This is a genomic window from Lentzea sp. NPDC036955, from assembly GCF_055608005.1.
This window is the reverse complement of the sequence record NZ_JBVJRC010000020.1, coordinates 22,394-48,643: the sequence shown is the minus strand read 5'-3', so window position 1 is coordinate 48,643 and position 26,250 is coordinate 22,394. Positions and strand designations below refer to the sequence as shown.

Annotated in this window: 23 protein-coding genes and 1 pseudogene; 15 read left to right on the top strand and 9 right to left on the bottom strand. The window is 70.7% G+C overall.

The window, feature by feature from the left end; translation table 11 throughout:
* Positions 1-330: 330 nt before the first annotated feature.
* Positions 331-1,008 (bottom strand): MBL fold metallo-hydrolase, encoded by a 678-nt coding sequence (locus tag ACZ7CF_RS41525; RefSeq protein ID WP_470372457.1) that lies wholly within the window; start codon positions 1,006-1,008, stop codon positions 331-333.
* Between the two features lie 148 nt (positions 1,009-1,156).
* On the opposite strand from ACZ7CF_RS41525, the pseudogene ACZ7CF_RS41520 reads away from it, so the two are divergent.
* A pseudogene (locus ACZ7CF_RS41520) lies at positions 1,157-2,116 on the top strand (acyltransferase family protein); the annotation flags it as partial.
* Positions 2,117-2,163: 47 nt separating this feature from the next.
* Here ACZ7CF_RS41520 and ACZ7CF_RS41515 read toward each other — a convergent pair.
* Entirely contained in the window at positions 2,164-2,916 is a 753-nt protein-coding gene (locus tag ACZ7CF_RS41515; protein ID WP_470372456.1) for a maleylpyruvate isomerase family mycothiol-dependent enzyme, read from the bottom strand.
* A gap of 223 nt (positions 2,917-3,139) precedes the next feature.
* On the opposite strand from ACZ7CF_RS41515, the gene uvrA reads away from it, so the two are divergent.
* The 3 genes from uvrA to ACZ7CF_RS41500 all read left to right on the top strand — a co-directional run bounded on the left by uvrA (position 3,140) and on the right by ACZ7CF_RS41500 (position 6,808).
* Positions 3,140-6,019 carry an excinuclease ABC subunit UvrA gene (gene uvrA, locus ACZ7CF_RS41510; protein ID WP_360397807.1) on the top strand — a complete coding sequence of 960 codons (2,880 nt, stop codon included), beginning with the start codon at positions 3,140-3,142 and terminating at the stop codon, positions 6,017-6,019.
* On the top strand, positions 6,016-6,201 hold the full coding sequence (locus ACZ7CF_RS41505) for a hypothetical protein (RefSeq protein ID WP_470372455.1): 186 nt from the start codon (positions 6,016-6,018) through the stop codon (positions 6,199-6,201). The genes uvrA and ACZ7CF_RS41505 overlap by 4 nt, the downstream gene beginning before the upstream one ends.
* Before the next feature lie 139 nt (positions 6,202-6,340).
* On the top strand, positions 6,341-6,808 hold the full coding sequence (locus ACZ7CF_RS41500; RefSeq protein WP_360397811.1) for an SRPBCC family protein: 468 nt from the start codon (positions 6,341-6,343) through the stop codon (positions 6,806-6,808).
* Between the two features lie 252 nt (positions 6,809-7,060).
* On the opposite strand, the gene ACZ7CF_RS41495 is transcribed toward ACZ7CF_RS41500, so the two are convergent.
* The 4 genes from ACZ7CF_RS41495 to ACZ7CF_RS41480 all read right to left on the bottom strand — a co-directional run bounded on the left by ACZ7CF_RS41495 (position 7,061) and on the right by ACZ7CF_RS41480 (position 13,538).
* The gene (locus tag ACZ7CF_RS41495) at positions 7,061-9,148 is read right to left on the bottom strand and encodes an alpha-galactosidase (protein WP_470372454.1); all 2,088 of its coding nucleotides are present in this window, start codon (positions 9,146-9,148) and stop codon (positions 7,061-7,063) included.
* 98 nt (positions 9,149-9,246) lie between these two features.
* Complete coding sequence (locus ACZ7CF_RS41490) at positions 9,247-10,650, bottom strand: GntP family permease (protein ID WP_360397815.1); 1,404 nt, start codon at positions 10,648-10,650, stop codon at positions 9,247-9,249.
* The gene (locus ACZ7CF_RS41485) at positions 10,647-12,230 is read right to left on the bottom strand and encodes an N-acyl-D-amino-acid deacylase family protein (RefSeq protein ID WP_470372453.1); all 1,584 of its coding nucleotides are present in this window, start codon (positions 12,228-12,230) and stop codon (positions 10,647-10,649) included. Before ACZ7CF_RS41485 ends, ACZ7CF_RS41490 begins: the two co-directional genes overlap by 4 nt.
* A 15-nt stretch (positions 12,231-12,245) precedes the next feature.
* Complete coding sequence (locus ACZ7CF_RS41480) at positions 12,246-13,538, bottom strand: amino acid deaminase (RefSeq protein WP_470372452.1); 1,293 nt, start codon at positions 13,536-13,538, stop codon at positions 12,246-12,248.
* Positions 13,539-13,623: 85 nt separating this feature from the next.
* Between ACZ7CF_RS41480 and ACZ7CF_RS41475 the strand changes: the two genes are divergently transcribed.
* From ACZ7CF_RS41475 to ACZ7CF_RS41450, 6 genes are all read left to right on the top strand, one after another.
* Complete coding sequence (locus tag ACZ7CF_RS41475; RefSeq protein WP_470372451.1) at positions 13,624-14,589, top strand: sugar kinase; 966 nt, start codon at positions 13,624-13,626, stop codon at positions 14,587-14,589.
* Positions 14,590-15,336: an IclR family transcriptional regulator gene (locus ACZ7CF_RS41470; protein WP_360397823.1), complete on the top strand. Its 747-nt coding sequence runs from the start codon at positions 14,590-14,592 to the stop codon at positions 15,334-15,336.
* Between the two features lie 12 nt (positions 15,337-15,348).
* Positions 15,349-15,729 carry a RidA family protein gene (locus ACZ7CF_RS41465; RefSeq protein WP_030474127.1) on the top strand — a complete coding sequence of 127 codons (381 nt, stop codon included), beginning with the start codon at positions 15,349-15,351 and terminating at the stop codon, positions 15,727-15,729.
* A gap of 282 nt (positions 15,730-16,011) precedes the next feature.
* On the top strand, positions 16,012-16,455 hold the full coding sequence (locus ACZ7CF_RS41460) for a hypothetical protein (RefSeq protein ID WP_470372450.1): 444 nt from the start codon (positions 16,012-16,014) through the stop codon (positions 16,453-16,455).
* A gap of 39 nt (positions 16,456-16,494) precedes the next feature.
* Entirely contained in the window at positions 16,495-17,085 is a 591-nt protein-coding gene (locus tag ACZ7CF_RS41455) for a hypothetical protein (RefSeq protein WP_360397829.1), read from the top strand.
* Positions 17,082-17,738 (top strand): hypothetical protein, encoded by a 657-nt coding sequence (locus ACZ7CF_RS41450; protein ID WP_458430895.1) that lies wholly within the window; start codon positions 17,082-17,084, stop codon positions 17,736-17,738. Before ACZ7CF_RS41455 ends, ACZ7CF_RS41450 begins: the two co-directional genes overlap by 4 nt.
* Here ACZ7CF_RS41450 and ACZ7CF_RS41445 read toward each other — a convergent pair.
* A complete protein-coding gene (locus tag ACZ7CF_RS41445) occupies positions 17,732-18,085 on the bottom strand; it encodes a DUF1844 domain-containing protein (RefSeq protein WP_360397833.1) in 354 nt (117 codons plus the stop codon). The two genes, ACZ7CF_RS41450 and ACZ7CF_RS41445, sit on opposite strands and share 7 nt — an antisense overlap.
* Before the next feature lie 283 nt (positions 18,086-18,368).
* On the opposite strand from ACZ7CF_RS41445, the gene infC reads away from it, so the two are divergent.
* The 5 genes from infC (at position 18,369) to ACZ7CF_RS41420 (ending at position 21,543) form a co-directional block, all read left to right on the top strand.
* Positions 18,369-18,983 carry a translation initiation factor IF-3 gene (infC, locus tag ACZ7CF_RS41440; protein WP_360397835.1) on the top strand — a complete coding sequence of 205 codons (615 nt, stop codon included), beginning with the start codon at positions 18,369-18,371 and terminating at the stop codon, positions 18,981-18,983.
* A gap of 50 nt (positions 18,984-19,033) precedes the next feature.
* Positions 19,034-19,228, top strand: a complete 195-nt coding sequence (gene rpmI / locus ACZ7CF_RS41435) for a 50S ribosomal protein L35 (RefSeq protein WP_360397837.1) — start codon at positions 19,034-19,036, stop codon at positions 19,226-19,228.
* Positions 19,229-19,313: 85 nt separating this feature from the next.
* Positions 19,314-19,703 carry a 50S ribosomal protein L20 gene (gene rplT / locus ACZ7CF_RS41430; protein WP_360397839.1) on the top strand — a complete coding sequence of 130 codons (390 nt, stop codon included), beginning with the start codon at positions 19,314-19,316 and terminating at the stop codon, positions 19,701-19,703.
* Positions 19,700-20,539: a TrmH family RNA methyltransferase gene (locus ACZ7CF_RS41425; protein ID WP_360397883.1), complete on the top strand. Its 840-nt coding sequence runs from the start codon at positions 19,700-19,702 to the stop codon at positions 20,537-20,539. Before rplT ends, ACZ7CF_RS41425 begins: the two co-directional genes overlap by 4 nt.
* A 53-nt stretch (positions 20,540-20,592) precedes the next feature.
* Positions 20,593-21,543 carry a S41 family peptidase gene (locus ACZ7CF_RS41420; RefSeq protein WP_470372449.1) on the top strand — a complete coding sequence of 317 codons (951 nt, stop codon included), beginning with the start codon at positions 20,593-20,595 and terminating at the stop codon, positions 21,541-21,543.
* 121 nt (positions 21,544-21,664) lie between these two features.
* Here the strand turns inward: ACZ7CF_RS41420 and ACZ7CF_RS41415 are convergent, their stop codons facing one another.
* Both ACZ7CF_RS41415 and ACZ7CF_RS41410 read right to left on the bottom strand, forming a co-directional pair.
* Positions 21,665-24,367 carry a tetratricopeptide repeat protein gene (locus ACZ7CF_RS41415; RefSeq protein WP_470372448.1) on the bottom strand — a complete coding sequence of 901 codons (2,703 nt, stop codon included), beginning with the start codon at positions 24,365-24,367 and terminating at the stop codon, positions 21,665-21,667.
* A gap of 3 nt (positions 24,368-24,370) precedes the next feature.
* Positions 24,371-26,119, bottom strand: a complete 1,749-nt coding sequence (locus tag ACZ7CF_RS41410; protein ID WP_458430898.1) for an HSP90 family protein — start codon at positions 26,117-26,119, stop codon at positions 24,371-24,373.
* Positions 26,120-26,250: the final 131 nt, after the last annotated feature.

Sequence of the window (26,250 nt, the reverse complement as noted above, 5' to 3'; positions counted from 1 at the left end):
CGCCGGCGTAGAACCACGTGTTGCCGGTGAAGCGGTCCTGCCTGCACCTCCCCAGGAGAGCGAATCAGACGAACGGTGAACGCATCTGGGACCGCGTAGCGAGGACCGCGTGGGCGACTTCGATCCATGGGAGAGCAACCGCGGCTGAACGTCCGCGTCCGGGGTGCTCGACACCTGCACCTACACCGACGGATGGGTCTGATGATCGCTGGTGTCGCATCATCGCGTGGACTACCGCTGTACACACGCAACGCCGACGACTTCAAGGGCTCGAAGTCTGATGACGGCAGTGGGGAGCCCACCTCAGCGGGCTCCCCACTCGGCCGAAAGTCACCAGCCGCGGGCGCGCCACTCCGCGAGGGACGGGCGCTGCTCGCCGAGGGTCGAGTCGTCGCCGTGACCGGGGTAGAACCACGTCTCGTCGGGCAGCACCGCGAACACGCGGTCCTCGACGTCGTTGATGAGCGAGGCGAAGTTGTCGGGCGAGGTGGTCTTGCCCACACCCCCCGGGAAGAGTGAATCTCCGGTGAAGAGGTGCGGGTGGCCGTCCGGGTCGTCGTACAAGATCGCGATCGAGCCCGGGGTGTGGCCGCGCAGGTGGATCACCGTCAGGGGGACTTCTCCCACGTCGATGGTGTCGTTGTGGTCCACGAGGACGTCCGGTGCGACGGGGAGGACCGCGGCGTCCAGCTCGTGGGCGGCGGTCGTGCAGCCGTGGGTGGTGGCCAGGGGTTCGAGTGCCTGCCAGTGATCGGCGTGCTGGTGCGTGGTCACGATCGTGCGCAGGGCAGGGCGCGTGGGGAGTTGGTCGAGCAGGGCGGACAGGCGCTCGTGGTCGTTGGCCGCGTCGATGAGCAACGCCTCGTTCGTGGACCGGCAAACGAGCAGGTAGGCGTTGTTGTCCATCGGTCCGACGGAGATCTTCGTGATGGTCAGCGCGGGGAGGGTGCGGCTGGCCGCGGGGCCGCCGGGCTCGACGTGACCGGTGTAGTTCTCGAGTACGTCCACGGTGGCTGACGGTAGTCGCTCCGGGCCGTGCGCCGCACACCTTCAGGTTGCATACAGGTTGCACTCATAGGGTAAGTAAAGGTCGACAATCCGTCGCCGCGTACTCCGAAGGCACCAACCCGCATCGACGAACAGGTCCCCACCTCTCGTGATCCCAGAGCAACGGCACAAGTCCCGGACGACCCGGCGGGTCAGCTGGGACGTCCTCAGGGTCGTCGCCATCGGATGCGTGCTGCTCCACCACGCCACGCTCACGAGCGTCAGCAGCCACCCCGACCTGGGGCCGTTGCCGTTCACCTTCCCGATGTCGATGGGCGCCAGCACCCTGATGGTCGTCTCGGCCTTCTTCGCCTGCGCCACCCTCAGCCACGGCCGGCCGGGCCGCTTCGTGTGGAGAAGACTCGCGCGGCTGCTGCCCGCCTACATGGCCGCCGTGCTGCTCACCTACGCCGTGCAGAGATGGGTCGCGCCGGAGGGGTGGAGCCAGCTCGACGGCCGTGACGTCGTCTACAACCTGCTGCTCGTCAACCAGTGGTTCCCGGACGTCGACATCGTCGACTTCGCCTACTGGACGGTGCCGGTGCAGATCTGCGCGTTCGTCGCGGGTGCGCTGCTGGTCAAGCGGTTGCGCGGGACCGGGCTGCGGGTCTTCCTGTGGGGGCTCGTCGTCACCCCGCTGCTGCTGCGGCCGTTGCTGGACCACTCGTACGCGCTCTTCACGATCTACAACGGGTTCGCGCTGCACCGCGCGCAGCTCTTCGCCGCAGGGATTGCCATCTGGCTGTGGTCCAAACACCGGATGGGCACGGCGCACCTGGGCGCACTGCTGACCGCCACGTTGGTGGCACAGGCGGTTCACACGACCGAGTACGGATCGACGATCGGCTTCGGCGTGCTGCTACTGCTCGTGTGCGCGGCGGCCGCTGGACCCGATTGGGTGTTCTTCAACCCGGTCCAGCGGGCCGTCACGTGGCTCGCGGGCATCTCGTACGGCGTCTACCTGGTGCACCAGCAGATCGGCACCGTGGTGATGGACCGCATGCACAACGCCGGGCTGCGGTCCTGGTGGCTGCTCGCCGGCTTCCTCACCTCGGCGGTCGTGCTCGGCTGGGCGCTCACGAAGTTCGTCGAACGGCCCGCCTACCGGCTGCTCACTCAGGCCCAGTCGGGCAGTTCCGGCAGCTCGCCGCGCAGCTCGGAGCCGTCGGAACGGCCGGTCAGCCACGCCAGCACGGCGCTCGCCGGCCCGCTCACCGAGTTGCGGCTCTCCGGGCCGGTGAGCTCCCAGCTGCGCTGAGCGCCGCCGGGCAGGGTGACCTCGACCGAGAACGCGTCGACACGGCCCTCGAACTGGCGCAGGACGTCGTCGAGGAACTCCTCCACGAGATCGGCCGGCAGGTCGTCGAACGTCACCCCGGCGTCGAGGTCGACCAGGTGGATCCACAGCTCGCGCAGTCGCAGGAACGGCACGGACGACGCCGGGATCGACGCGCCCTTGGGCGAGGCGACCTCGGAACGCCAGGCGTGCGCGGGCAGGTCGCGGCAGGCCGCGTCGAAGCGCTGGCAGGCGGAGTCGAGGTCGGCCCTGATCACCTGCAGCAGCCTGCGGGAGCCCTCCTCGATGTCGGCGTCGCGGTCCGCGCGCGACGCGTACGCCTGGTGCTCGACCCCGGTCTTGGCCCAGGTGAGCAGGTTCACCAGCGCGTCGGCGTTGCGCGCGAGGTGGGTGACGACGTGCCCGCGGGTCCAGCCGGGCAGCAGGCTGGGGCCGCGCACCGCGGTCTCGTCCAGCTCCTCGACGACCTCGTACAGCACGTCCGTCGCCTGCCGCACCGCGGTCAGGTGCCGGTCGGGCACTCCCCGCGGCGACGGCACCGACGTGTGCTGCGTGGACGGCGTGTAGGTCATGTGCTGCCTCTCCCCGACGTTGAGGCTGATCGAAGTGCCCAGCCTAGGAGGTAGAGCCTGTTCAGGGGAATGCGGAAGCCGCCCGATCCGTTTTTGTCGGTGGTGGCACCTAGCATGGTTCGCGGGTCGGTCACAGCCTCCGGAACGGTGCTAGTACGCTTCGAACGCTTGTTCGGAAGAGTGTGGCGTGAGTGACCCGCCAATCGCAGCCGAAGGGACCCCAGTGGCAGACCGTCTTGTCGTTCGCGGCGCCCGCGAGCACAACCTGCGCAGCGTGGATCTCGACCTGCCGCGGGACAGCCTCATCGTCTTCACGGGGCTGTCCGGCTCCGGCAAGTCGAGCCTCGCGTTCGACACGATCTTCGCCGAGGGGCAGCGCCGCTACGTCGAGTCGCTGTCGGCGTACGCGCGCCAGTTCCTCGGGCAGATGGACAAGCCCGACGTCGACTTCATCGAGGGCCTCTCGCCCGCGGTCTCCATCGACCAGAAGTCCACGAGCCGCAACCCGCGCTCGACCGTCGGCACCATCACCGAGGTCTACGACTACCTGCGCCTGCTCTACGCCCGCGCCGGCAAGCCGCACTGCCCGCAGTGCGGTGAGGCGATCGGCAAGCAGACGCCGCAAGAGATCGTCGACCAGGTGCTCGCCATGGAGCAGGGCACCAAGTTCCAGGTGCTCGCGCCGGTCATCCGCGGCCGCAAGGGCGAGTACCTCGACCTGTTCCAGAACCTGCAGTCGCAGGGCTACTCGCGAGCGAAGGTCGACGGGGTCGTCCACGCGCTGGGCGAGGTGCCGAAGCTCAAGAAGCAGGAGAAGCACCACATCGCGGTCGTCATCGACCGGCTGAGCGTCAAGGCGTCGTCCAAGCAGCGCCTGACCGACTCGGTCGAGACCGCGCTCAGGCTCGCCGACGGCCTGGTCGAGCTGGAGTTCGTCGACCTGCCGGAGACCGACCCGAACCGGGTCAGGGGCTTCTCGGAGAACCTGGCCTGCCCCAACGGCCACCCGCTCGCGATCGAGGACCTGGAGCCGCGGTCGTTCTCGTTCAACTCCCCGTACGGCGCCTGCGTGGTCTGCACCGGCATCGGCGTGCGCAAGGAGGTCGACCCGGAGCTCGTGGTCCCCGACGACGAGCTGACGCTCGAAGAGGGCGCCATCGCGCCGTGGGCAGGCGGGCAGACCGCCGAGTACTTCACGCGCCTGCTGCAGTCGCTCGGCGAGACCATCGGCTACCGGATGGACCAGCAGTGGCGCCACCTGCCCGCGAAGGCGCAGAAGGCGATCCTGCACGGCATCGACGAGCAGGTGCACGTCCGCTACCGCAACCGCTACGGCCGTGAGCGCTCCTACTACGCCAACTACGAGGGCGTGATCCCGTTCCTCGAACGGCGCCAGGAGCAGACCGAGTCCGACTACATGCGGGAGAAGTACGAGGGCTACATGCGGGAGGTCCCGTGCCCCGCGTGCGCCGGCACCCGCCTCAAGCCCGAGATCCTCGCGGTCACGCTGCACCACGGCAAAAAGGGCGACAAGTCCATCGCCGAGGTCTGCGCGATGAGCGTCGGCGAGTGCTCGGACTTCCTCGACGGCCTCAAGCTCGGCAAGCGCGAGTCGATGATCGCGGGCGCGGTGCTCAAGGAGATCCAGGCCCGCCTGCACTTCCTGCTCGACGTCGGCCTCGACTACCTCTCGCTCGACCGCGCCTCCGGCACGCTGTCCGGCGGTGAGGCGCAGCGCATCCGGCTCGCCACCCAGATCGGCTCCGGCCTGGTCGGCGTGCTGTACGTGCTGGACGAGCCGTCGATCGGCCTGCACCAGCGCGACAACCACCGGTTGATCGAGACGCTGACCCGGCTGCGCGACCTGGGCAACACGCTGATCGTCGTCGAGCACGACGAGGACACGATCCGCACCTCCGACTGGGTCGTCGACATCGGTCCCGGCGCCGGTGAGCACGGCGGCAAGGTCGTGCACAGCGGCCCGTACAAGAAGCTGCTGAGCAACAAGGAGTCGATCACCGGCGCCTACCTGTCCGGCCGCAAGTCGATCCCGATGCCCGCGAAGCGCCGCAAGATCGACAAGAAGCGCCAGCTCACGGTCGTCGGCGCGCGCGAGCACAACCTGCGCGGCATCGAGGTGTCGTTCCCGCTCGGCTCGCTCACCTCGGTCACCGGCGTGTCCGGCTCCGGCAAGTCGACGCTGGTCAACGACATCCTCGCGACCGTGCTCGCGAACAAGCTCAACGGCGCCCGCCAGGTGCCCGGCCGGCACACCCGGATCAAGGGCCTGGACCTGGTCGACAAGCTGGTGCAGGTCGACCAGTCGCCGATCGGCCGCACCCCGCGGTCGAACCCGGCCACCTACACGGGCGTGTTCGACCACATCCGCAAGCTCTTCGCGGCGACGACCGAGGCGAAGGTCCGCGGCTACCAGCCGGGCCGGTTCTCGTTCAACGTCAAGGGCGGTCGCTGCGAGGCGTGCGCGGGCGACGGCACGATCAAGATCGAGATGAACTTCCTCCCGGACGTCTACGTCCCCTGTGAGGTGTGCAAGGGCGCGCGGTACAACCGCGAGACCCTGGAGGTGCACTACAAGGGCAAGACGATCTCCGAGGTCCTCGACATGCCGATCGAGGAGGCCGCGACGTTCTTCGAGCCGATCAACGCCATCCACCGCCACCTGAAGACGCTGGTCGAGGTCGGTCTCGGCTACGTGCGGCTCGGCCAGCCGGCACCCACGCTGTCCGGTGGTGAGGCGCAGCGCGTGAAGCTCGCCTCCGAGCTGCAGAAGCGGTCGACCGGCAAGACGGTCTACATCCTCGACGAGCCGACGACGGGTCTGCACTTCGAGGACATCCGCAAGCTGCTGGGCGTCATCAACGGCCTGGTGGACAAGGGCAACACCGTCATCGTCATCGAGCACAACCTCGACGTCATCAAGACGTCCGACTGGATCGTCGACATGGGTCCCGAAGGGGGCTCCGGCGGCGGTATGGTCGTAGCAGAGGGCACACCCGAGCAGATCTCGCAGGTGGAGGAGAGCTACACGGGGCAGTTCCTGCTGCAGGTGCTCGGGAATGAGGAGGTGTCGGCGGCAGGGTGATGATCCCACTCGATGCGCTGGCCCACCGCGAGCGCGCCCTTGCGGCGTCGCGCGGCGTGCCCGTGGCGTACCCCTTCAGCCTCGTTGAGGCGCTCGACATGTCGGAGCAGGCACTCCGCCGTGTCGCGGCTGTCGGCTGGTTGCGAACCCTGGAACGGCTTCCCCGCCTCGCCGACAAGTGAACTAGGCGCCGCTCGGGCCCTGCTTGAGCGGCACTGGAGCGGTGGTGGAGCCGGATTCCCGGTCGTGGGGAATTGACCTCTCGATGTGACTTTTGTCGAGGGACTGTGACTCCCACGAGCTATCCGGGATGATTCTGACGTGTCACTCAACCGCTACCGGTTCCGCAGCGTGTGGCATGTCTGCGCGCCGCCGGCAGCCGTGTACGAGGTGCTGTCCGACATCGCGAACTACCCGCGGTGGTGGCCGGAGGTCAAGTCGGCGACGAAGATCGACGACGAGACCGGTGAGCTCCGCTGCCGGTCGTTCCTGCCCTTCGACCTCGTCATCCGGGCGCGGCACAGCATCCGCAACCAGCAGGCGGGTCTGCTGCGCGCGACGCTGACCGGTGACCTGGAGGGCTTCGCCGGCTGGGAGATCATCGGCCGCGACGGTGGCACCGACCTGGTGTTCGACCAGGAGGTCGTGGTCAACAAGGCGCTGCTGCGGCGGCTGGTGCTGATCGCGAAGCCGTTCTTCCGCGGCAACCACGACCTGATGATGCGCGGCGGCCTCAAGGGGCTGAAGCAGCAGCTGGAGGTCCGGGCCGCGAGCCGCCCCGAGTCCTGACCTCGGCGTGGGCGCCCGTTCCGCACGACCGGCCGCCTGTGTGCGCGGAACCGGGTCAGCCGCTGGCGGACAGATGGCGCACCAACCGGCCTAGCTGCTCGGCGTGTGGTCGCCGGCTGGAAGAAGTTCAAGATCTTTGTGAACCGGTGGGGCGCGCCCTGCGTGTGGAGGGCGGTGGTCGCCGCGGCGACCGGGCCCACAGGGGAGAGAGGAGCCCCGGCGGGATGTTCCCGTCGGGGCTCTTCCCGTCTCTCACCGCAGGCGCAGCAGCACCGCCTGCTCCGGTTCCAGGACCGGCAGCTGGACCCCGACGTCCGACAGCACGGAACCGGGCAGCTCCACGGTCTCCCAGCGCGCGGGACCCCGCTGCGTCAGCCGCGGTCGGCCGGCGGGCGCGTCGAACGAGAGCCGGTACGTCCGCTCGGGGTCGAGGCCCGGCAGCCGCACGCGGCGCGGCTTGGTCTGCGTCGAGGTCGTGAGCTGGACGTAGGCGAAGAACGCCTCGGACCGGTCGGCGGCCACGACGCCGTGCACCCACGCCGCGGGGTCCGGGTGGTCGGAGTGCACGACGACCCCGCTGTGCACCAGCGACCGCACGTCCTTGTAGTACTCGATCACCGCCTGCAGTCCGGCGCGTTCGGAGTCGGTGGCCGAGTTGATGTCCCACTCGATCCCGAAGTGCCCGAACAACGCCGTGGCCGCGCGGAACGACAGGTCGTGCACGCGCCCGGTGGTGTGCGACTTCGTGGGACCGACGTGCGCGCCCATCAGCTCCGGCGGCAGGAACACACCGGTCCACCGCTGGATCAGCTGCCGTTCCAGGGCGTCGTTGCAGTCCGACGTCCACACGCGGTCGGTGCGCGCGAGCACGCCGAGGTCGATCCGCCCGCCGCCGGACGAGCAGCTCTCGATCTCCACGTGCGGGTGCCGCAGCCGCAGCTCGTCGAGCAGCCGGTAGAACGCGGCGGTCTGCGCGTGCACGCGCGAGCCGATGAGGTCGCGGTTGTGGTCCCACTTCACGAACGCGATGTCGTTGTCCGCCAGCACCGACGACACGCGGTCGAGGATGTACGCGTAGGCCTCCGGGTGCGCGATGTTCAGCACCTGCTGGTGGCGCGACGGCGGCGGCAGCACGCCGGGACGCGGCCCGAGCACCCAGTCCGGGTGGGCGCGGTAGAGGTCGGAGTCCGGGTTGACCATTTCCGGCTCGAACCAGAGGCCGAACTCCATGCCGAGCGCGCGCACGTGCTTGATCAGCGGGGTCAGCCCGTCCGGCCACACGGTCTCGTCGACGAACCAGTCACCGAGCCCGGCGGTGTCGTCGCGGCGGTGCCGGAACCAGCCGTCGTCCAGCACGAACCGCTCCACGCCCATCGCCGCGGCGGTGTCGGCCAGCGCGGTCAGCCGCCCCAGGTCGTGGTCGAAGTAGACGGCCTCCCAGGTGTTCAGCACGACCGGCCGCGGCCGCCGCGGGCGTTCCCGCAGCTGCCGGTGGAAGGCCGCGCTGATGCCGTCGACGCCCGCCGGCGAGTAGGCCGCGTACAGCCACGGCGTCTCGTACTCCTGGCCCGCGGCCAGCGTGATCTCGCCCGGCAGCAGCAGCTCGCCGCCACCGAGGACGGGCGTGCCGTCGACCTGGTTCTCCGCGTACGTCACGTGGTTGCCGCTCCACGCCACGTGCAGCGCCCACACCTCGCCGTCGCGGAACGAGAACCCCGGCGTGCCCGCCAGCAACCCGATGGTCGCGTCGTGCCCGGTGCGCCCGCGCCGGCTCTCCCGCACCCACGAGCCGTGGTGGAACGCCTGCCGCTGCGGCTGGCGTTCGCGGCTCCAGCGGCCGGTGAAGTCGAGCAGCTCGGTGGCGTGCGACGGGACGGGCAGCGCGGTCTCCACGCCCTCCAGCGCGTACGGCGTCGTGCCGTCGTTGCGGACGACGTGCCGCAGCCGGAGCATGCCGGACTCCAGCAGCTCGACGGTGCCGGTGACGGTCAGCTCGGCCGCCGCGTCGGAGGCGGCGTAGCGGAAGATCCGGTCCTCGGCCGAGGACGAGGTGACCTGGAGCGCCGGGGCGAAGTGCTCACCGCCGCGGTGCCCGCGCAGACCCGGACGGCCGGAGTACCCGGCACCGGCGTCGGGCAGCAGCGCGAGCGGGACGGGGACGTCCGGGGTGTTGTTCGGGTTGCTCCACGAGACGACGCCGGCCAGGCCGCGCAGTGCGGCCTGGCCGAGGTCCCCGAGGGTGCGCCCCCAGTGCGCCACGACCGGCAGGCCTGCACCCTCGATGGTGATGACGACGCTGGAGGTGTCGTCGTGCAGGTGCACGACCTCCGTGTTGCTCATGCGGGCCCCGTCCACATCAAACACAACTGAACAATGTGCCGATCCTCAGATCCGGGGCCCGCGTTGTCAAGCGTTGGAACTTGTTGGGTTTTGTCCGATCAGATGATCAGACTGATGAGCGCCGCGACCACGAAACCGACCACCGACAGGATGGTCTCCAGCACGGTCCACGACTGCAGCGTCTCCTTCACCGACAGCCCGAAGTAGCGCGACACGATCCAGAACCCGCCGTCGTTCACGTGCGAGGCGATGATCGAACCGGACGCGATCGCCATCACGACCAGTGCGAGCTGGGGCTGCGAGTAGTTCAGGTCCGACAGCACCGGTGCCACGATGCCCGCCGTCGTCACGATCGCGACCGTCGCCGAACCCTGCGCGATCCGGATGACGCAGCTGATCACGTACGCCAGCGCGATCACCGGCAGGCCGAGGTCGGACAGCTCACCCGCCAGGGTCTTGCCGATGCCCGTCGCGGCCAGCACGGCGCCGAAGAAGCCACCGGCACCGACCACGAGCAGGATCATCGCGACCGGCTTCAACGACGCGGCGGACAGCTCCGCCACCTTCTCCCGCGTCATGCCGCGCCGGAAACCCAGCAGCCAGAACGCGAGCAGCACCGAGATCGTCAGCGCCACCGCGGGCGTGCCGAAGAACGTCGCCACCGAGTACAGCCGCGTGCCCTTGGTCAGCAGGATCGAGCCGAACGTGCCGGCGAGGATCAGCACCAGCGGCAGGCCGATGATCGAGAGCACCAGGCCGAGCGACGGCGGGTCGCGGTCGTCGCCACCGTTCTCCGCCCGCGCGACCTCGGCCGCCGCCAGCATCTCCTCCGGGACGGGCACGTTGATGCGCTTGCCGATCCAGTACGAGTACAGGACACCGCCGACGAACCACGACGGGAGCGCCACCGCGAGACCCATGATGATGATCCAGCCGAGCGACACCCCCAGCAGACCGGCTGCCGCCACCGGTCCCGGGTGAGGTGGCATGAACGCGTGCATGACCGAAAGGCCCGCGAGCAACGGCATGGCGAACAACACGATCGACTTGCCGCTGCGCTTGGCCGCCACGTAGACGAGCGGCGCGAGCACGAAGATGCCGATGTCGAAGAAGACCGGCACACCGAAGATCAGGCCGGCGAGGCCGATCGCGACCGGCGCCTTCTTCTCGCCGAACGCGTTCATCAGCTTGTCCATCAGCACCTGTGCGCCGCCGGACGCCTCGAGGATCGCGCCCAGCAGCGTGCCGAGGCCGATGATCGCGGCGATGTGCCCGAGGATGGAGCCGAAGCCCTTCTCCAGCAACGAGTCCGAGGCCTTCTGCGCCGACCCGACCAGCTGCTCCACCGGCACGCCCGCGAGGAGCGCAACCAGCAGGGCGACGACGATCAGCGCGATGAACGGCTCGACCTTGAACTTGATGATCAGCAGGAGCAGCACCGCGATGCTGACCACCGCGAGGGTCAGCAGACCCGGTGTTGAGTGTTGCAACCAGTCGATCACGGGCGGCTCCTGAGTGAATGGCCTGGCAATGCGCCGGTGGCGGTTCCGTCGTCGATCACCGGCACCCCGTTGCAGAACACGAACGGGATGCCGGTGGCCTGCTGCCTCGGCTGGTCGAAGGTCGCCGTGTCGGCGATCGTGGCCGCGTCGAACAGCACCAGGTCGGCCGCGAACCCCTCGCGGACCAGACCCCGGTCGGTGAGCCGCAAGCGTTTGGCGGCCCGGCCGGTGAGGTGCTCGACGCACTCCTCCAGGCTCAGCACGCCCAGCTCGCGGACGTAGCGCGCGAAGTAGCGGGGGAACGTGCCCCACGCGCGCGGGTGGGGGCGGTCGCCGACGAGCAGCCCGTCGCTGCCGCCGGTGTGCGCCGGGTGCTTCATGATCGCCTGCACGTTCTCCTCGTGCCCCACGTGCATGAGGCAGGAGGTACCCAGGCGTTCGTCGACCAACACGTCGAAGTACAGGTCGGCCGGGGTGCGCCCGAGCCGTGCCGCGGACCGCAGGACGCTCGCGCCGACGAGGTGCGCGTTGCGGTCGTTGCGGACCCCGTTGATCTCGATGGAGTCCCAGTCGACCGGCACGCCGTGGCAGCCGTCCGAGCCGATCTCCTCGATCTCCGCGCGGATGCGCTCACGGGTGTCCACATCGGACAACCGGGCCAGCGCGCTGTCCGGTCCGCCCTCCGTCGCCCAGGACGGGAGCAGCGCGGACAGGTACGTCGCGCCCGGCAGGTACGGGTAGGTGTCCAGCGAGATGTCGGCACCGCCCGCGATCGCGTCGTCCAGCAGCGCCAGCAGCTCCGGTGCCCTGCCCTTGTTCACCGGGAAGTTCATCGTGGCGTGCGCGAGGTGCAGCGGGCAGCCGGAGCGCTTCGACACGTCCACCATCTCGGCGTACGCCTCCAGCGCGCCCGCGCCGTAGCTGCGGTGGTGCGGGCTGTAGAAACCGCCGTGGCTCCCGACGACCTCGCAGAGCTGCACCAGCTCGGACGTGTCCGCGTACATGCCGGGCGTGTAGGTGAGCCCGGAGGACATGCCGAAAGCGCCCTCCGCCAACGACTTCGCGAGCTCGTCCTTCATCGCGAGCAGCTCGGCCCCGGTCGCGGGCCGGTCCTCCCAGCCGACGGCGAGCATCCGCAGCGTCCCCTGCGGCACCAGGTACGCGGCGTTGACCGCGATGCCCTGGTCGAGCCGGTCGAGGTACTGCCCGACCGAGCGCCAGTTCCAGTCGAAGCCCGGCGGGTCGTCGTTCCACCCGGCGAGCTGGCCGCGCAGCGTGGCGAGCACCTCGTCGTTCACCGGCGCGTAGGACAGGCCGTCCTGGCCGAGCACCTCGGTGGTGACCCCTTGCGAGACCTTCGCCAGGTGGTCCGGCTCGGCGAGGATGCGCAGGTCCGAGTGCGAGTGCATGTCGATGAACCCCGGCGCGAGCACGAGCCCGTCCGCGTCGATCGACCGCGTGGCGGAGATCCCGCTGCCGATGGACGAGATGACGCCGTCCTTGATCCCCACGTCCGCCTGGTAGGCGGGCGCGCCCGTGCCGTCGGCGATCAGTGGTCCGCGCAGGACGACGTCGTCCATCAGGGCACTCCCCTTCTAGAAGTAGGTGCGGATCAGGTCGACCACGGTCGTGCCCTGCACGACCGGGATCAGCTGCCACTTGTCGAACACCGTGCAGGGGTGCGACAGGCCCAGCCCGACCCAGTCGCCGACCCGGACCGTGGCCTCGGGACCGAGCTTCAGGAACGCGTGCTGGTCGTTCAGCGCGGTCACCTCGGCCTGGGTCAACGGGGCGACCGCGCCGTCGCGGCGGCGCAGCAGCTGCGGCTCCGGCAGGCCCTCGTCGAACGACGCGTCGCGCTTGCCGATCGTGAGCAGCGCCAGGTCGCGCTGGGGCCGTGAGGTCACCTGGGCCCACGCCTTGAGCGCCGGCCGGAACGGCTCCACGCCGTCGATCCGCGCGAACGGCGAGATGCCGCGGTAGAAGCCGTCGTCGTGCGTGATGTACGCGCCGCTGCGCAGCACCGGGGTGACCGGCATCGGCCACGGCTGCGTCAGCGTCGCCGCGACCTGGTCGAAGTACGCGCTGCCGCCGGCGGTGACGACCACCTCGTCGAGCTCGTCGAACAGACCGGCGTCGGCGAGCTGGACCACGAGCCCGCGCAGGTCGGCGAGGTAGCGGTCCACGACGGACTGCGACGACTCGGACGCGTCGTGCGCCAGGGCGCCCTCGTAGCCACCTGCTCCGACCAGGCGCAGCACCGGGCTCTGGGCGGCCGCGCGGGCCACGGCCAGCGCGGTCTCCACGTCCCGCGCGCCGGTGCGGCCGCCGGGTGCGCCCAGCTCGACCAGCACGTCCACCGGGCGTCCCGGCTGGAGCTCCTGCAGCGTCTCGCTCATCAGCGCGACACCGGCCTCGGAGTCGACCCAGCAGCTGAACTCGAACCGCGGGTCGGCGTCCTGCTCGGCGACCAGCCAGCGCAGGCCGGCCGGGTCGAGCAGCTGGTTGGCGAGCAGGACGCGCTGCACGCCGAACGCCCGGTAGACGCGTGCCTGCGACGCGTTGGCCGCGGTCAGGCCCCAGACGCCGTGCTCGATCTGCCGCTGGAACAGCTGTGGCGCCATCGTCGTCTTGCCGTGCGGCGCGAGCTTGACGCCGTGGTTGTCGCACCACGTCGCCATCGTCGTCAGGTTGTGCTCCAACGCGTCCGCGTCGAGCACGACCAGCGGGCCGACGAACTCGTCGGCGAACAGGTCGAGGCGGCGGTCCGCGACCTCGCCGATCGTCGAGCCGAAGACGCTCGACGGCAGGCCCTTGAACCGCCAGTCGACGCGTTCGGACCGGATGCCGGCGACCGCGGAGAGGTTCATCTCCGTCAGTTGTTGCATATTTTGCAACTCCCATTGCGCGATGTGATGCTGGAGTGTGTAGCATTCGGGTGCGCCGCCGTCAACGAACACCTCTGGAGCACGCATGCGGTTCGAACACGTTGGCGGTGTCGTGTGTCTCGGCGAGACCATGGTGATGATGGTTCCGGCTGAACCCGGTCCCGTGCACCTGGTGCGCACCTGGCACCGCGCCATCGGCGGTGCCGAGTCCAACGTCGCCTGCCACCTGTCGCGCCTGGGCGTGTCCTCGTCGTGGGTGAGCGCGGTCGGCGACGACTCGTTCGGCCGTGCCGTGCTCGACACCGTCGGCGGGTTCGGCGTGGACGTCTCCGGGGTGCGGGTCGACCCGGCGCGGCCGACCGGCCTGTACGTGAAGGAGGCCTCGCCGCACGGCAGCCCGGTGCGCTACTACCGGCGCGGGTCGGCGGCCTCCGGCATGGGCCCGGAGATGGTCGACCGGCTCGGCCTGGACGAGGTCGCGCTCGTGCACCTCAGCGGGATCACGGCCGCGTTGTCCGACTCCTGCCTCGCCCTGCTGCGGGAGCTGCTGCGCAGGCCGCGGCACGGGTTCCGGATCTCGTTCGACCTGAACTGGCGGCCGGCGCTGTGGACCGACCGCGACCCGCGGGTGCTGCGCGAGCTCGCCGACCTGGCCGACGTCGTGCTGGCCGGCGCCGACGAGGCCGAGCTGGTGTGGGGGACCGGCGACCCCGCACGGCTGCGCGCGTTGCTGCCCGGCCCGAAGTCGCTGGTCGTCAAGCACGGCGCGGACGGCGCGACGCTGCTGGAGGACTCGGGTTCGTGGTTCGAACCGGCGCTGGAGGTGCGGGTCGTGGAACCCGTGGGCGCCGGTGACGCGTTCGCGGCGGGGTTCCTCGCGGCGACCCTGGCCGGCGAGCCGCCCTCGGTGCGGCTGCGGGCGGGGCACCTGCAGGCGGCCTCCGCTTTGCTGACCGCGGAGGACGTCGGCGATCCTTTGCCCGGCGACGTGACAGCACGCCTGCTGCACGCCGATCCGCAGACCTGGGCCGCCGCCCGCCTGGAGGGGTAGATGAGCCAGAGCCTCGACCGCGCGCTCACGCTGGTGGGCCAGCTCGCGACCGGCCCGAAGACGCTGGACGAGCTGTCCGGCGTGATCGGCGTGCACAAGTCCACGACGCTGCGCCTGCTGCGCACCCTGGAGACGCACCGGTTCGTCCAGCGCGACGGCGTGCACCACTACCGGCTCGGCACGGCGCTGTTCGACCTCGCCCACCGCGCCCTGGAGGAACGCGACGTGCGCCGCGCCGCCGAACCCGCGTTGCGCGAGCTGAACTCCAAGCTCGGCTACACCCTCCACCTCGCGTCCTATGAGGACGGTGAGGTCATCTACATCGACAAGTACGAGTCCTCGCACCCGATGCGCATGTACTCCCGCATCGGCCGCCGCGCCCCGCTGCACTGCACCGCCGTGGCCAAGATCCTGCTGTCCGGCCTCCCGCCCGCCGCGTTGCAGAAGGTGCTGGCGACCATGGAGTTCCCGCGCCTGACCGCGAACACCATCACCGGTCGCGCCGGCTACCTCGCCGAACTGGACCGCGTGCGCGCCAACGGGTACGCCGTCGACAACGCCGAGCACGAGGACTTCATCCACTGCATCGCCGCACCCATCCGCGGTGCCCGCGGCGAGGTGATCGCGGCCGTCTCGATGTCCGTGCCCAAGGTGCTGCTCGACTTCGACGGGCTGCTCGCGCACCTGCCAGAACTGCTCGCCACCGCAGAGGCCGCTTCCGTCGAATGCGGTCACGTTCCGAGGTAAGGGGATTTTCCGTTGTCCAAGGTTGAGATCAAGACTGCCGACGCGCCGCAGCCGGTGGCCCGCTTCTCGCAGGGTGTGCGCAAGGGCAACATCCTGCAGGTGGCAGGCCAGGTCGCGTTCGACCCGTCCTCCGGTGAGATCGTCGGCACCACCGTCGCCGAGCAGACCCGCCAGACGTTCGCGAACCTCAACGCCGTGCTCGCCGCCGGTGGCGCGTCCATCGACGACGTCGTGATGATCCGCGTGTACCTCACCGACACCGCGCACTTCGCGGAGCTGAACGAGGTCTACGGCGAGTTCGTCACCGACCCGGCCCCGGCGCGGACCACCGTGTACGTGGGACTGCCGGCCGGGTTGCTGGTGGAGATCGACGCACTGGCCGTCGTGGACTGACGACCCGCTCGGCGGGCTTTTTCGCCCGCACAGCGCGCCGGACACCGGCTACTGCGGTTTCCTGGGGGCGCACCTCCCGGCCGGGAGGTGCCCCCTTCGCCGTGGGGAGACCGAGGTTGACAGCGGAGAAGGCCAACACCCGGATGCAGGCCGCCCTGCACGCCGTCCGCCCGCCCGCCCGAGGTCGGCCTGCCGCCCGCGCTCGCGGACGTCGCCGCGGCCGGTTGGACCACCGAGGGGTCGCGGTACCTGCTGCGGGGACTGGAGTCCGGGGTCCTCGACATGCCGCTCGCCGACACGCTCGACGAGCGGATGGGGGTGGCGCTCGCCTTCGCCCGCGAGTGCCTGCGCCAGGCCGAACGACCGGTGACGGCGTTGTTCTCGATCTCCGAGCCGTACGACGACGTCGTGCCGGTGACCACGCACGTGGCGTTCTGGACGCATCGGCGTGAGGCCGAGGACTTCACGGACTCCGATCAGCAGCTGATGTTGTTGAGCACCGAGCCGACGACGTTCCTCTACGCGTGCGACGAAGAACAGCGCGCGGTGATGGCCGACACGGCCGCCGCGCTCGACCTGCCGCACGACGAGGCGGTGGCGCTGGTCAACGCCTGCTGGAGCGACCTGAGCAGGCGCTATTCACTGCTCTACGGCGGGTGGCTCGGCCGGCAGAGCGGTGCGGAGTGGGCCGCGCGGATCAGGGCGGGGACCGCGGCGGCGGAGTGATCATCGACGCCGGATTGGTCACGTGGCAGCATCCGCCCCATGAAGTGGTACGCGGACAGACCGGTCAGGCTCACGCGTCAGGTGGTGGCAGACCTCCTCGCCGTCGGGTGGGTGGCGCTCTGGATCTGGGTGGCCACCACGGTCCACGACTGGGTGCTCGAGCTGCGGGCGCCGGGCGACGGGCTGGTCAGCGCGGGCGTCAGCATCCGCGACGTCTTCACCAACGCCGCCGGCAAGGCCAGGGGCGTCCCCTTCGTCGGGGAGGACCTGTCCGGGGCTTTGGGCAACGGCACCAAGGCCGGCGAGACCCTGACCGACGCGGGCAACGCGCAGATCGGCGTGGTGCAGGACTCCGCGTTCTGGCTCGCCGCGGCGCTGGTCGTCGTCCCGGTGCTGTTCCTGCTGATCACGTGGTTGCCGGTCCGGCTGCGGTACGCGCGCAGGGCCGCCGGGGTCGCGCGGCTGCGCGACAAGCCGGACCTGCTGGCGCTGAGGGCGCTCACCAGCCTCTCGCCGCGGCAGCTCGCGAAGTTCGGCGGAGATCCCGCGGTGGCGTGGCGCACCGGCGACACCGACGTGATCGACGAGCTGGCCCGGCGCGAGCTCGCCTCGCTGGGGGTGCGGGCATGACCGCGATCGCGGTGATCGCCGCCGTGGTGTCGCTGTGCTCGGTGGCGGTGGCGCTGTGGCAGGCGCGGGAGGCGAAGAACGCGCAGGAGGCGGCGCGCAAGGCGCAGGAGGAGGCCGCGGCGGCCCGCAAGGCGGTCGAGCAGGCCACCTCGAGCGCGTTGCAGGCCAAGACGGCGGTCGAGGAGTCGCGCAAGGCGGCCGAGGACGCGCGCAGGGGCGTCGACGAGGCCCGTGGCGCGGCGGTGAGCGCTCAGGACGCCGCCGGTGCCGCGCGGATGCTGGCCGACGAGGCGCAGCGGGCGGGGCAGTTCGCGATCGAGCGGGTCGAGGAGGTCGCCGAGAGCGTCTCGGCCGAACGGCGGCGGCGCGGCATGCCCTCGTTCGAGATCACGCCGGGCGCACCGGACGAGTTCCACCTCAGCTACGTGGGCGGGCCGCCGGTGCTCGACCAGGTCACCGTCTCGGTCGTGCCGGGCTCGCGGGTGCTCGGGCTGTCGGTGGGCGACGAACCGCCGGGCGAGCAGGTCGAGATCGGCCCGCTGCCCAACGGCGCCAGCGTCGCGTTCCGCGCCGCCACCGGCCAGCGGGCCTCACCGGTGTTCTCGGTGAGCGCCCAGCCGTGGGAGCCCGTGGTCGTGCGGGCGGATCAATAGACGGGACCGGTGAACTTCTCGCCGGGGCCCTGACCCGGCTCGTCGGGCACGACGGAGGCCTCGCGGAACGCGCGCTGCACCGACTGGAGACCGTCCTTCAGCGGTGCGGCGTGCGGGCCGAGGTACTCCGACGAGGCGGTCACCAGGCCGGCCAGCGCCGTGATCAGGCGGCGGGCCTCGTCGAGGTCGCGGCGCGGCGAGCTGTCCGGGTCCGGGTCCGCGAGGCCGAGGCGCTCCGCGGCGGCGGACAGCAGCATCACGGCCGCACGGCTGATGACCTCGATGCTGGGGACGTCGCCCAGGTCGCGGACGTCGTCTTCAAGGGTGCCTTCAAGCGGATCGGTCACGCCGCCCATTCAAGCAAGCGGACCCCACCCGGCCTCGATTCGGGGGTTGACAACCGCGTCTGCTACTATTTCCGACGCGACCAGCTCCCGCTCGTGCGGGAGCGGCAAGTGGAGCCCCGCTCCCACCCGCGATCACCGCTTGTTGAGGTGGCCGGGTCCGGTCCTCCTGGCAGCAGGGCGCACGGGTGCCCTCCGCCAGGTCTGTGATCGGTCGGAAGCGGGCCCTGTCGTCATCGACGACGGGGCTCTTGTTTTTGGCGCAAACGAGTCTCAAAGGACGTGAATGACAAGTCCCTCGAACCGCGGTGCACCCGTCAGCACCGAGCCGCGCATCAACGACCGCATTCGGGTGCCGGAAGTTCGTCTGGTCGGGCCGAATGGTGAGCAGGTCGGGATCGTTCGCATCGAGGACGCGCTCCGACTCGCGCAGGAAGCGGATCTCGACCTCGTCGAGGTCGCCGCTCAGGCTCGCCCGCCGGTCTGCAAGCTGATGGACTACGGCAAGTTCAAGTACGAGACCGCGCAGAAGGCGCGCGAGTCCCGTCGGAACCAGCAGCTGACGGTCATCAAGGAGCAGAAGCTCCGGCCGAAGATCGACCCGCACGACTACCAGACGAAGAAGGGCCACGTGGCCCGCTTCCTCTCGCACGGGAACAAGGTCAAGGTGACCATCATGTTCCGCGGTCGCGAGCAGTCGCGCCCCGAGCTCGGCTACCGGTTGTTGCAGAAGCTGGCGGAGGACGTCGCGGAGCTGGGCTTCGTCGAGTCGAACCCCAAGCAGGACGGCCGCAACATGATCATGGTGTTGGCGCCGCACAAGAACATCAAGCCGCGTCCGGTCAAGCAGGAGCAGGACGGCGTCGTCGAAGCCGACGAAGCCGCCGAGGCCACCGAATAAGGACGCATGGCCGCCCCCGACCCGGTGGGTAGCACGAGACGAGGACGGAAATGCCGAAGAACAAGACGCACAAGGGCACCGCGAAGCGAGTCCGGGTGACCGGCAGCGGGAAGGTCGTCCGCGAGAAGACGGGCAAGCGCCACCGCCTGGAGGTCAAGTCCAGCCGTGAGACGCGTCGCATGGCCGGCACGACCGTGGTCTCCCCGGCCGACGCCCCCCGCATGAAGAAGCTGCTCGGTCTCTGACCTGCTTCGACCCCCTAGCTAATTTCGGGGCGGCAGCACCAGGCTCTGGTGAGCACCGCCCCCATGAGATCGACAGGATGGACCCGTGGCACGCGTCAAGCGGGCTGTGAACGCCCAGAAGAAGCGCCGTACCACCCTCGAGCTGGCCAGCGGCTACCGCGGTCAGCGTTCGAGGCTGTACCGCAAGGCCAAGGAGCAGGTGCTCCACTCGCTCAACTACGCGTACCGCGACCGCCGTGCGCGCAAGGGCGACTTCCGCAAGCTGTGGATCCAGCGCATCAACGCCGCTGCCCGCGCGAACGGGATGACCTACAACCGCCTCATCCAGGGCCTGCGCCTGGGCGGTGTCGAGGTCGACCGCAAGATCCTGGCCGACCTCGCCGTCACCGACGCGACCGCGTTCGCCGCCCTCGTCGAGATCGCCCGTGGCGCGCTCCCGGCCGACGTGAACGCCCCGGCCGAGGACAAGGCCTGAGCCACCACGCACCCGGTCAACGACCCGAGGCAGCTCCGTTCACCGAACGGACGCCTCGGGTCGTTGCTGCTCGCCACCTGACCCGCCGCCAGGGCCGTGACAAGGCAGGCCGGTTCCTCGTCGAGGGCGCCCAGGCCGTGCGGGAAGCACTCGCCTGGCGCCAGGGCGAGGTCCACGAGCTCTTCGTCACCGCGACCGCCGCCGACCGCAACCCCGAGCTGCTCCGCACCGCCGCCGACGCGGGCATCCGGATCAGCGAGGTGACGGACAAGGCCGCCGCGTCGCTGTCCGAGACCGTGACACCGCAGGGTCTCGTCGCCGTGTGCGACGCGGTCCCGCAGCCGCTCGACCGGGCGCTGTCCGGTTCTCCGCGGCTCGTCGCGGTGCTGTACGGCGTGTCCGACCCGGGCAACGCCGGCACCGTCACCCGCGTGGCCGACGCGGCGGGAGCCGACGCGGTGATCTTCGCGGGCGATGCGGTCGACCCGCACAACGGCAAGTGCGTGCGCGCCTCCACGGGCTCGCTGTTCCACCTGCCCATAGCCCGGTCCCGTGACGCCGGTGAGGTCTTCGCGGCCTGCCGCGCGGCCGGTCTCACCCTGGTGGCCGCCGACGGGTACGCGGAGCAGGACCTGGTCGAGGCCTCCGCCAAGGGTGAGCTGAACCGGCCCACCGCGTGGGTGTTCGGCAGCGAGGCGCACGGGCTGCCCGACGACGTGGTCGCCTCCCTCGACACCGCGCTGAAGGTGCCGCTGTACGGGGCCGCCGAGAGCCTCAACCTGGCGACGGCCGCCGCGGTCTGCCTCTACGCCTCCGCCCGCGACCAGCGCAGCTGACCGGGCCGCGGAAAACCGCTGGCGCGCAGTCGCGTTTTTCGTATCGTGTGCCGGTGCGCGAACCCGAGATCGAACTCCTCTGCTCCCAGCTCACCGCCTACTACGTCTTCCCGGACACGGCGGTCGAGATCGCCGCGGTCCTGCGCGGCCGGCTCGCTGAGGGCGCGTACGCCGGCGTGGACGACGAGCGGTTCGCCGCGCTCGTGACCGAGGACCTGCAGAAGGTCAACGGCGACAAGCACCTGCGGCTCCTGCACAGCCACGACGAGGTGTCCGAGTCCGACCAGGGGTCGGCGTGGGACCCGGTGGCGTACCGGCGGGAGGCCGAGCTGGACGCGTTCGGCATCACCCGCGTCGAACGGCTCGCCGGCAACGTCGGCCTGCTGGCACTGCGCCTGCTGCACGACGCCGAGATCGCCACCCCGGCCGTCACCGCGGCCATGACGCTGCTCGCCCACACCGACGCGCTGATCATCGACCTGCGCGCCAACGGCGGCGGTGACCCGCACACGGTCGCGTTGATCTGCAGCTACCTGTTCGACGAGCCGGTGCACCTCAACGACATCTACAACCGGCCCGCCGACTCGACGCAGCAGTTCTGGACGTTGCCGCACGTGCCGGGCCCGAAGTTCGGCGGCACCAAACCGGTGTACGTGCTGACGAGCGGCCGCACGTTCTCCGGTGCCGAGGAGCTCAGCTACAACCTGCGGCAGAACGAGCGCGCCACCCTCGTCGGCGAGACCACGAAGGGCGGGGCGCACCCCGGCGACCGCTACCGCGTCGGCCCGCACCTCAAGTCGTCCATCCCGAACGGCCGTGCCATCAACCCGGTGTCCGGCACCAACTGGGAGGGCGTCGGTGTCGTGCCGCACGTCGAGGTGCCCGCCGCCGAGGCGTTCGACGTCGCGTACCGCGAGGCCCTGACCCACGTCCTGACCCTGGGCTCCGACGGCCCGCGCCGCGCCATCCACGAGGCCGCGACCGCCGCCCTCACCTCGGTGTGACCGCACGCGGGGCCCTTTCGTGCTCTCCTGGTGAACGAAAGCTCCCCGCGTGCACCCGCTTCTGATGTCACGCGGGAGTCCTTCGTTTCCCTCAGGGGAACGAAAGGGCCCCGCGTGACGGTCAGGAGAGGCGGGCGGTCAGGGCGCGGACGAGGGGGTCGGTGCCGGGGGTTTTCTGCTGGGCGCTCAGGGCGTCCGACAACGCCGAGAGCACCTCGCCGACCAGTGAGTCGTCGGGGAGCAGGGTTGCGGCGCGGCGGGCCTCGGACTCGGAGCCCTCGGGGTCGCCCGCCTCCAGCAGCACCCGTGCCGAGCGCACGACCAGGAACGTCCGCCAGCCGTCCTCCGACAACGAGGTCGCCAGCGCCTCCGCCTCGCGGTTGTACTTGATCGCCAGCGCGTACTCACCGGCCTGCGAGTGCAGGAACGCCCTGATCGCCGCGATCTCCGCCTGCCGCCGGGTGACCTCGGTGAGGTCCTCCAGCGACGGCAGCAGGGCCTCGGCGTCGTCGAGGGCCGAGCGGGTCTCCCGCACCGCCTCACCGGGCAGGGCGGAGGCCAGCTCGATCAGCGAACCGACGGCCTCGGAGACGTTGCCCTCCGACTGCCACAGCTCGGCGGCGGCGCGGTAGGTCGCCGCCGCCTCCTCGTGCTCGTCGGTGCGGTGCAGCACCGAGGCGAGCGCGTCGAGCAGGAACGCGCGGCGGCCGACCTCCTCGGCGGGCAGCAGGGCGGCGGCCTCCCGCAGGTGCTTCACGGCGTCGGGCAGCTCGTCGAGCGTGCGGCAGACCTGGCCGAGCCGGAACACGATCTGCAGGCGCAGGTCCTCCTGGCCTTCCTGCACCAGCCGCAGCGCCTCCTCCAGCACCTCGGCGGCCTCGACGAACCGGTTCGTCTGCACGTAGCCGCCGCTCAGCGCGAAGCAGAAGTGCGCGGTGTGGCCGGGGGAGAGGTGCACGCGCGAGACCGCCACGGCCTCCCGCAGCTCCGCCAGGCAGGCACCCTCCTGGTCGAGCTCCTGGATCGCGGCCACCTGGTACCAGCGCGCCTCCGCCGACTCCGGCAGCGGGAACGACGACACGAACGCCGCCGCGGTCGCCAGCGCCTCCGGCACGCGCTGCTGCAGGGTCTCGAGCCGCAGCCGCATCCGCAGGCCCTCGAAGCGGGCGTTCGGCGGCAGGTCACCGGCCAGCGCGGCCACGACGTCGGCGTACGCGCCGTCGAGGTCCTGCTGCCGGGCCTTGTGCTCGGCGGCCTGCACGAGCACCCGGCCGCGCAGCTCCGGAACATCCCAAGAGGACGCGAGTGCCATCATCTCGCCGGCCTGGTCGTGCTGGTGCTCCTCGTCGAGGAGCTCGGCCAGCGACAGCGCGGCGATCGTGCGCGTGTAGTCGGTGGTGGCCTCGGCCAGGCACCGCTGCGCGAGCTCCCGGCCGTTCTCCAGCTTGACGGCCATCCTGGCCCGGTAGCGCAGCGCCATGTCCGCGGGCAGTGCCGCCAGCAGCGCCTCGAAGTGCTCCTGCTCGAACGGCGCCAGGCCGCTCGTGATCCGGCGGATTCCGGCGTGCGCGGCCAGGTCCGGCGGCAGCAGCGCGTCCATGTCGGCGGGCAGCGAGTCGAGCATCCGCCGCGCCTGCACGAAGTCACCGCTCTCGTACAGCTCGACCATCCGCGTGGCGATGTCGACGGGGTCGCCGAAGACGACCGGCTCCTCCGCCGGCGTCGGCGCCGCGGCCACCGGGACCGCCAGCGGCACGTGCGGGTAGTCGGCCTGCTCCAGCGCCTTCGTCACGCGCTCGGTCCACGCCGGGGTGCCGTTGCGCTCGTCGAACGCCTTCGCGAGCTCGACGGCCCGCGCCGACAACCGGTCGAGCAGCTGGGCCGCGGTCAGCGTGCCCACCGACGGCACGTCGAACCCGACGTCGGCCGGGAGCCGCTTCAGCAGCACGGAGGCGCACTCGGCGAACGACATCTCGTCGGCCGGCAGCTGCGTCGCGGTCACCTTGTGCAGCGACCGGCGCAGGATCTCCTCGCCGCGGTCGAGGTTGCCGGTCAGCGCGCAGAACCGGATGTGCTCGTGCACGTACGAGGTGATCTCGTCGTCCTTGATCAACCGGTACGCGGTGGTGTGCGCGTGCGCGGCCTTCTCCAGGTCGCCGATCTCCAGCAACGGCCACAGCAGCGCGCTCAGGATGCCCTGCGGCTGCGTGGCGCACCCGGTGTTGCCGGACAGGCCCTCCCAGCCGTGGCCGGCGGCCTCGGAGTGCCGGCCGAGCCGCGCCAGCATCCACACCTGCTCCTCGACCACGCACGCGTCGCAGTCGGCCATCGGGCCGGACTCCGTGGCCAGGTACCTGCCGAGGTGCTCGCGCACGCCGTCCAGGTCACCGACGTGGTAGGCGTACTCCGCGCGGGCGCCGTGCACCGGCTGCACCGAGTACCCGAGCCGGCCGTAGCGGTCGGCGAGCTGCCCGATGACGGCCTGCAGCTGCTCCAGCGAGAACCGCGGGTCGCGGCGCAGGCCGGTGGAGATCCACTTGTGGGACCAGTCGAGCGAGTGGCGCTCGTAGTCGTTGAACGCCTCCGGGTCCTTCTCCTCCGCGCCCAGGCACCACGCGAACGGCGCCAGCATCAGGTCGTAGCGCGACAGGTAGTAGGCCGAGTCGATCATCGCGATCCGGCACGACACCCCGAGCGGCAGGTGGCCGAGCGCGTCGGACATCCGCGCCACCCGTTCCAGCGCCTCGTGCTTCGGCATGCCCGTGGGCATGTTGTAGGCCTCCAGGAACGCGTTCTCCGCGTCCTCCTCGGTGAAGTCGGCCATGTCTCACTTACCCCCAACGGCGCGGTCGAGCAGTTCCAGGAACGAGCGGTTCAGCGCCGCCGTGTCCTTCGGTCGCATGGCCCGCCGCGCCTGCAGGACGGCGTGCACGTACAGAGATTCGAGCGTCAGCTCCACGAGCGACGGGTCGGTCAGCCGCGCGAGCCGCTGCACCAGCGGGTTGCGGCAGTTCAGCACGAGCTGCTCCGGCCGGCCGGAACCGGTGTCCGCGGTCAGCTGCCCCAGCAGCTCCGCCCACAGCGGGTCGGCGTCGGCGGCGGTCTGCTCGGTGTCGAGCCTGCGCTGCTGCTCGGCGTTGCTGATCAGCAGCGCGGGCAGCGAGACCGGGTCGAAGTCGCGGACCACGGCGTCGCAGTCGTGCCGGTCCAGCGCCGCCGCGCCCTCCGCGAGCCGCAGCTTCAACGCGGCCTCGACGTCGGGTTCCGGATCGGCCAGTGCCGCCAGCAGCTCGCTCGGGGCGACCCGCCGCGCGACGGCGGGACCGTCGAGCGCGCTCAGCCGGTTCAGCAGCTCCATGTCGTAGGCGTAGCCGGCGTTGACCAGCCCGAGCCCCTGCGCCGCCGCGACCGGGGCGAGCTGGTGGAACTCGTCGACCTCGGGGATGTAGAGGATCGCGCCGTGCTTGCGCCTGAACTGCCGCAACGGGATCGCGCCGTCCGTGGTCTCGAACGGCAGCCACCGCTCCACCAGCCGCAGCATCTCGTCGTCGGACCGGGCCAGCGACTTGATGCCCAGGTGGTGCGCGGCCAGCAGCTCACCCGCGCGGCGCGGCTCGATCGCGTCCAGCCGGATCAGCCAGTCGCGGATCTGCTCGCCCAGCTCCTCGCGCACCGCCAGCAGCATCTCGTCCTGGTACAGCGACTCGCGCGACGCCGTCGGGCGGATCGCGGACGCGTCGACCACGCACCGCACGAAGTACGCCCAGTCCGGCAACAGGCCCTCGACGTTGTCGCCGACCAGCATCCGCTTCAGGTACACCCGGTGCGTCTGGCGCGTCCCGGGGTGCACGCCGGAGGGCAGCACGAACGCGACACCGGTCAGCCCGGCCGCCTCGACCTCGATCGGGATCGCCTCGAACGGCGTGAACCCCAGCACCTGCTCGCAGTAGGCGGACAGGTCCGCGTCCTCGTCGTCCCACGGCCGCAGCCCGCGCGTCACGACCTCGCCGTCCACCGTGACGACCGCGGGCAGCAGATCGCCGTAGTCGCTCACCAGCGGCCGCACGACGTCGGCTTCCAGCCAGTGCTCGTTGCCGCGCGACGCCCGCAGCACCACCGTCGTCCCGACGGCCACCTCACCGTCCACGGCGGACACGGAGTAGTTGCCGGAGGAGTCCGCCTGCCACCGCACGGCCGCACCACCGCGGGCCGAGCGCGTGATCACCGTCACCGAGGAGGCGACCAGGAAGCACGACAGCATGCCGACGCCGAACTGCCCGAGGAACCCCTCGCGGGCGAAGCCCAGGTCGTCGCGCTTCGAGGTGCGGCCGAGCGTCGACAGCAGCCCATGCACCTCGTCCTCGGTGAGGCCCACACCGCTGTCGGTGATCGTCAGCTCGGGGCCGCAGGTGATCGAGACCTCGGCCGGGCAGGACGGGTCGAGCTCGCGCCGTGCCGTGATCGCGTCGACGGCGTTCTGCAGCAGCTCGCGGACGTAGACGCGCGGGCTGCTGTACAGGTGGTGGCTGAGCAGGTCGATGATGCCGCGCAGGTCGACGCGGAAGGTGTGCGACATGATGCCGCCCATCCTAAGGACGCGATCCACACCGGCGCCGCCATTTATGTGGAACGGCCCGGGGCGGTCAAGTGGGCACCCACTAGGATCGGGGAGTTGATTACCGAGTCCGTGACGGGAGCTGTCCTACA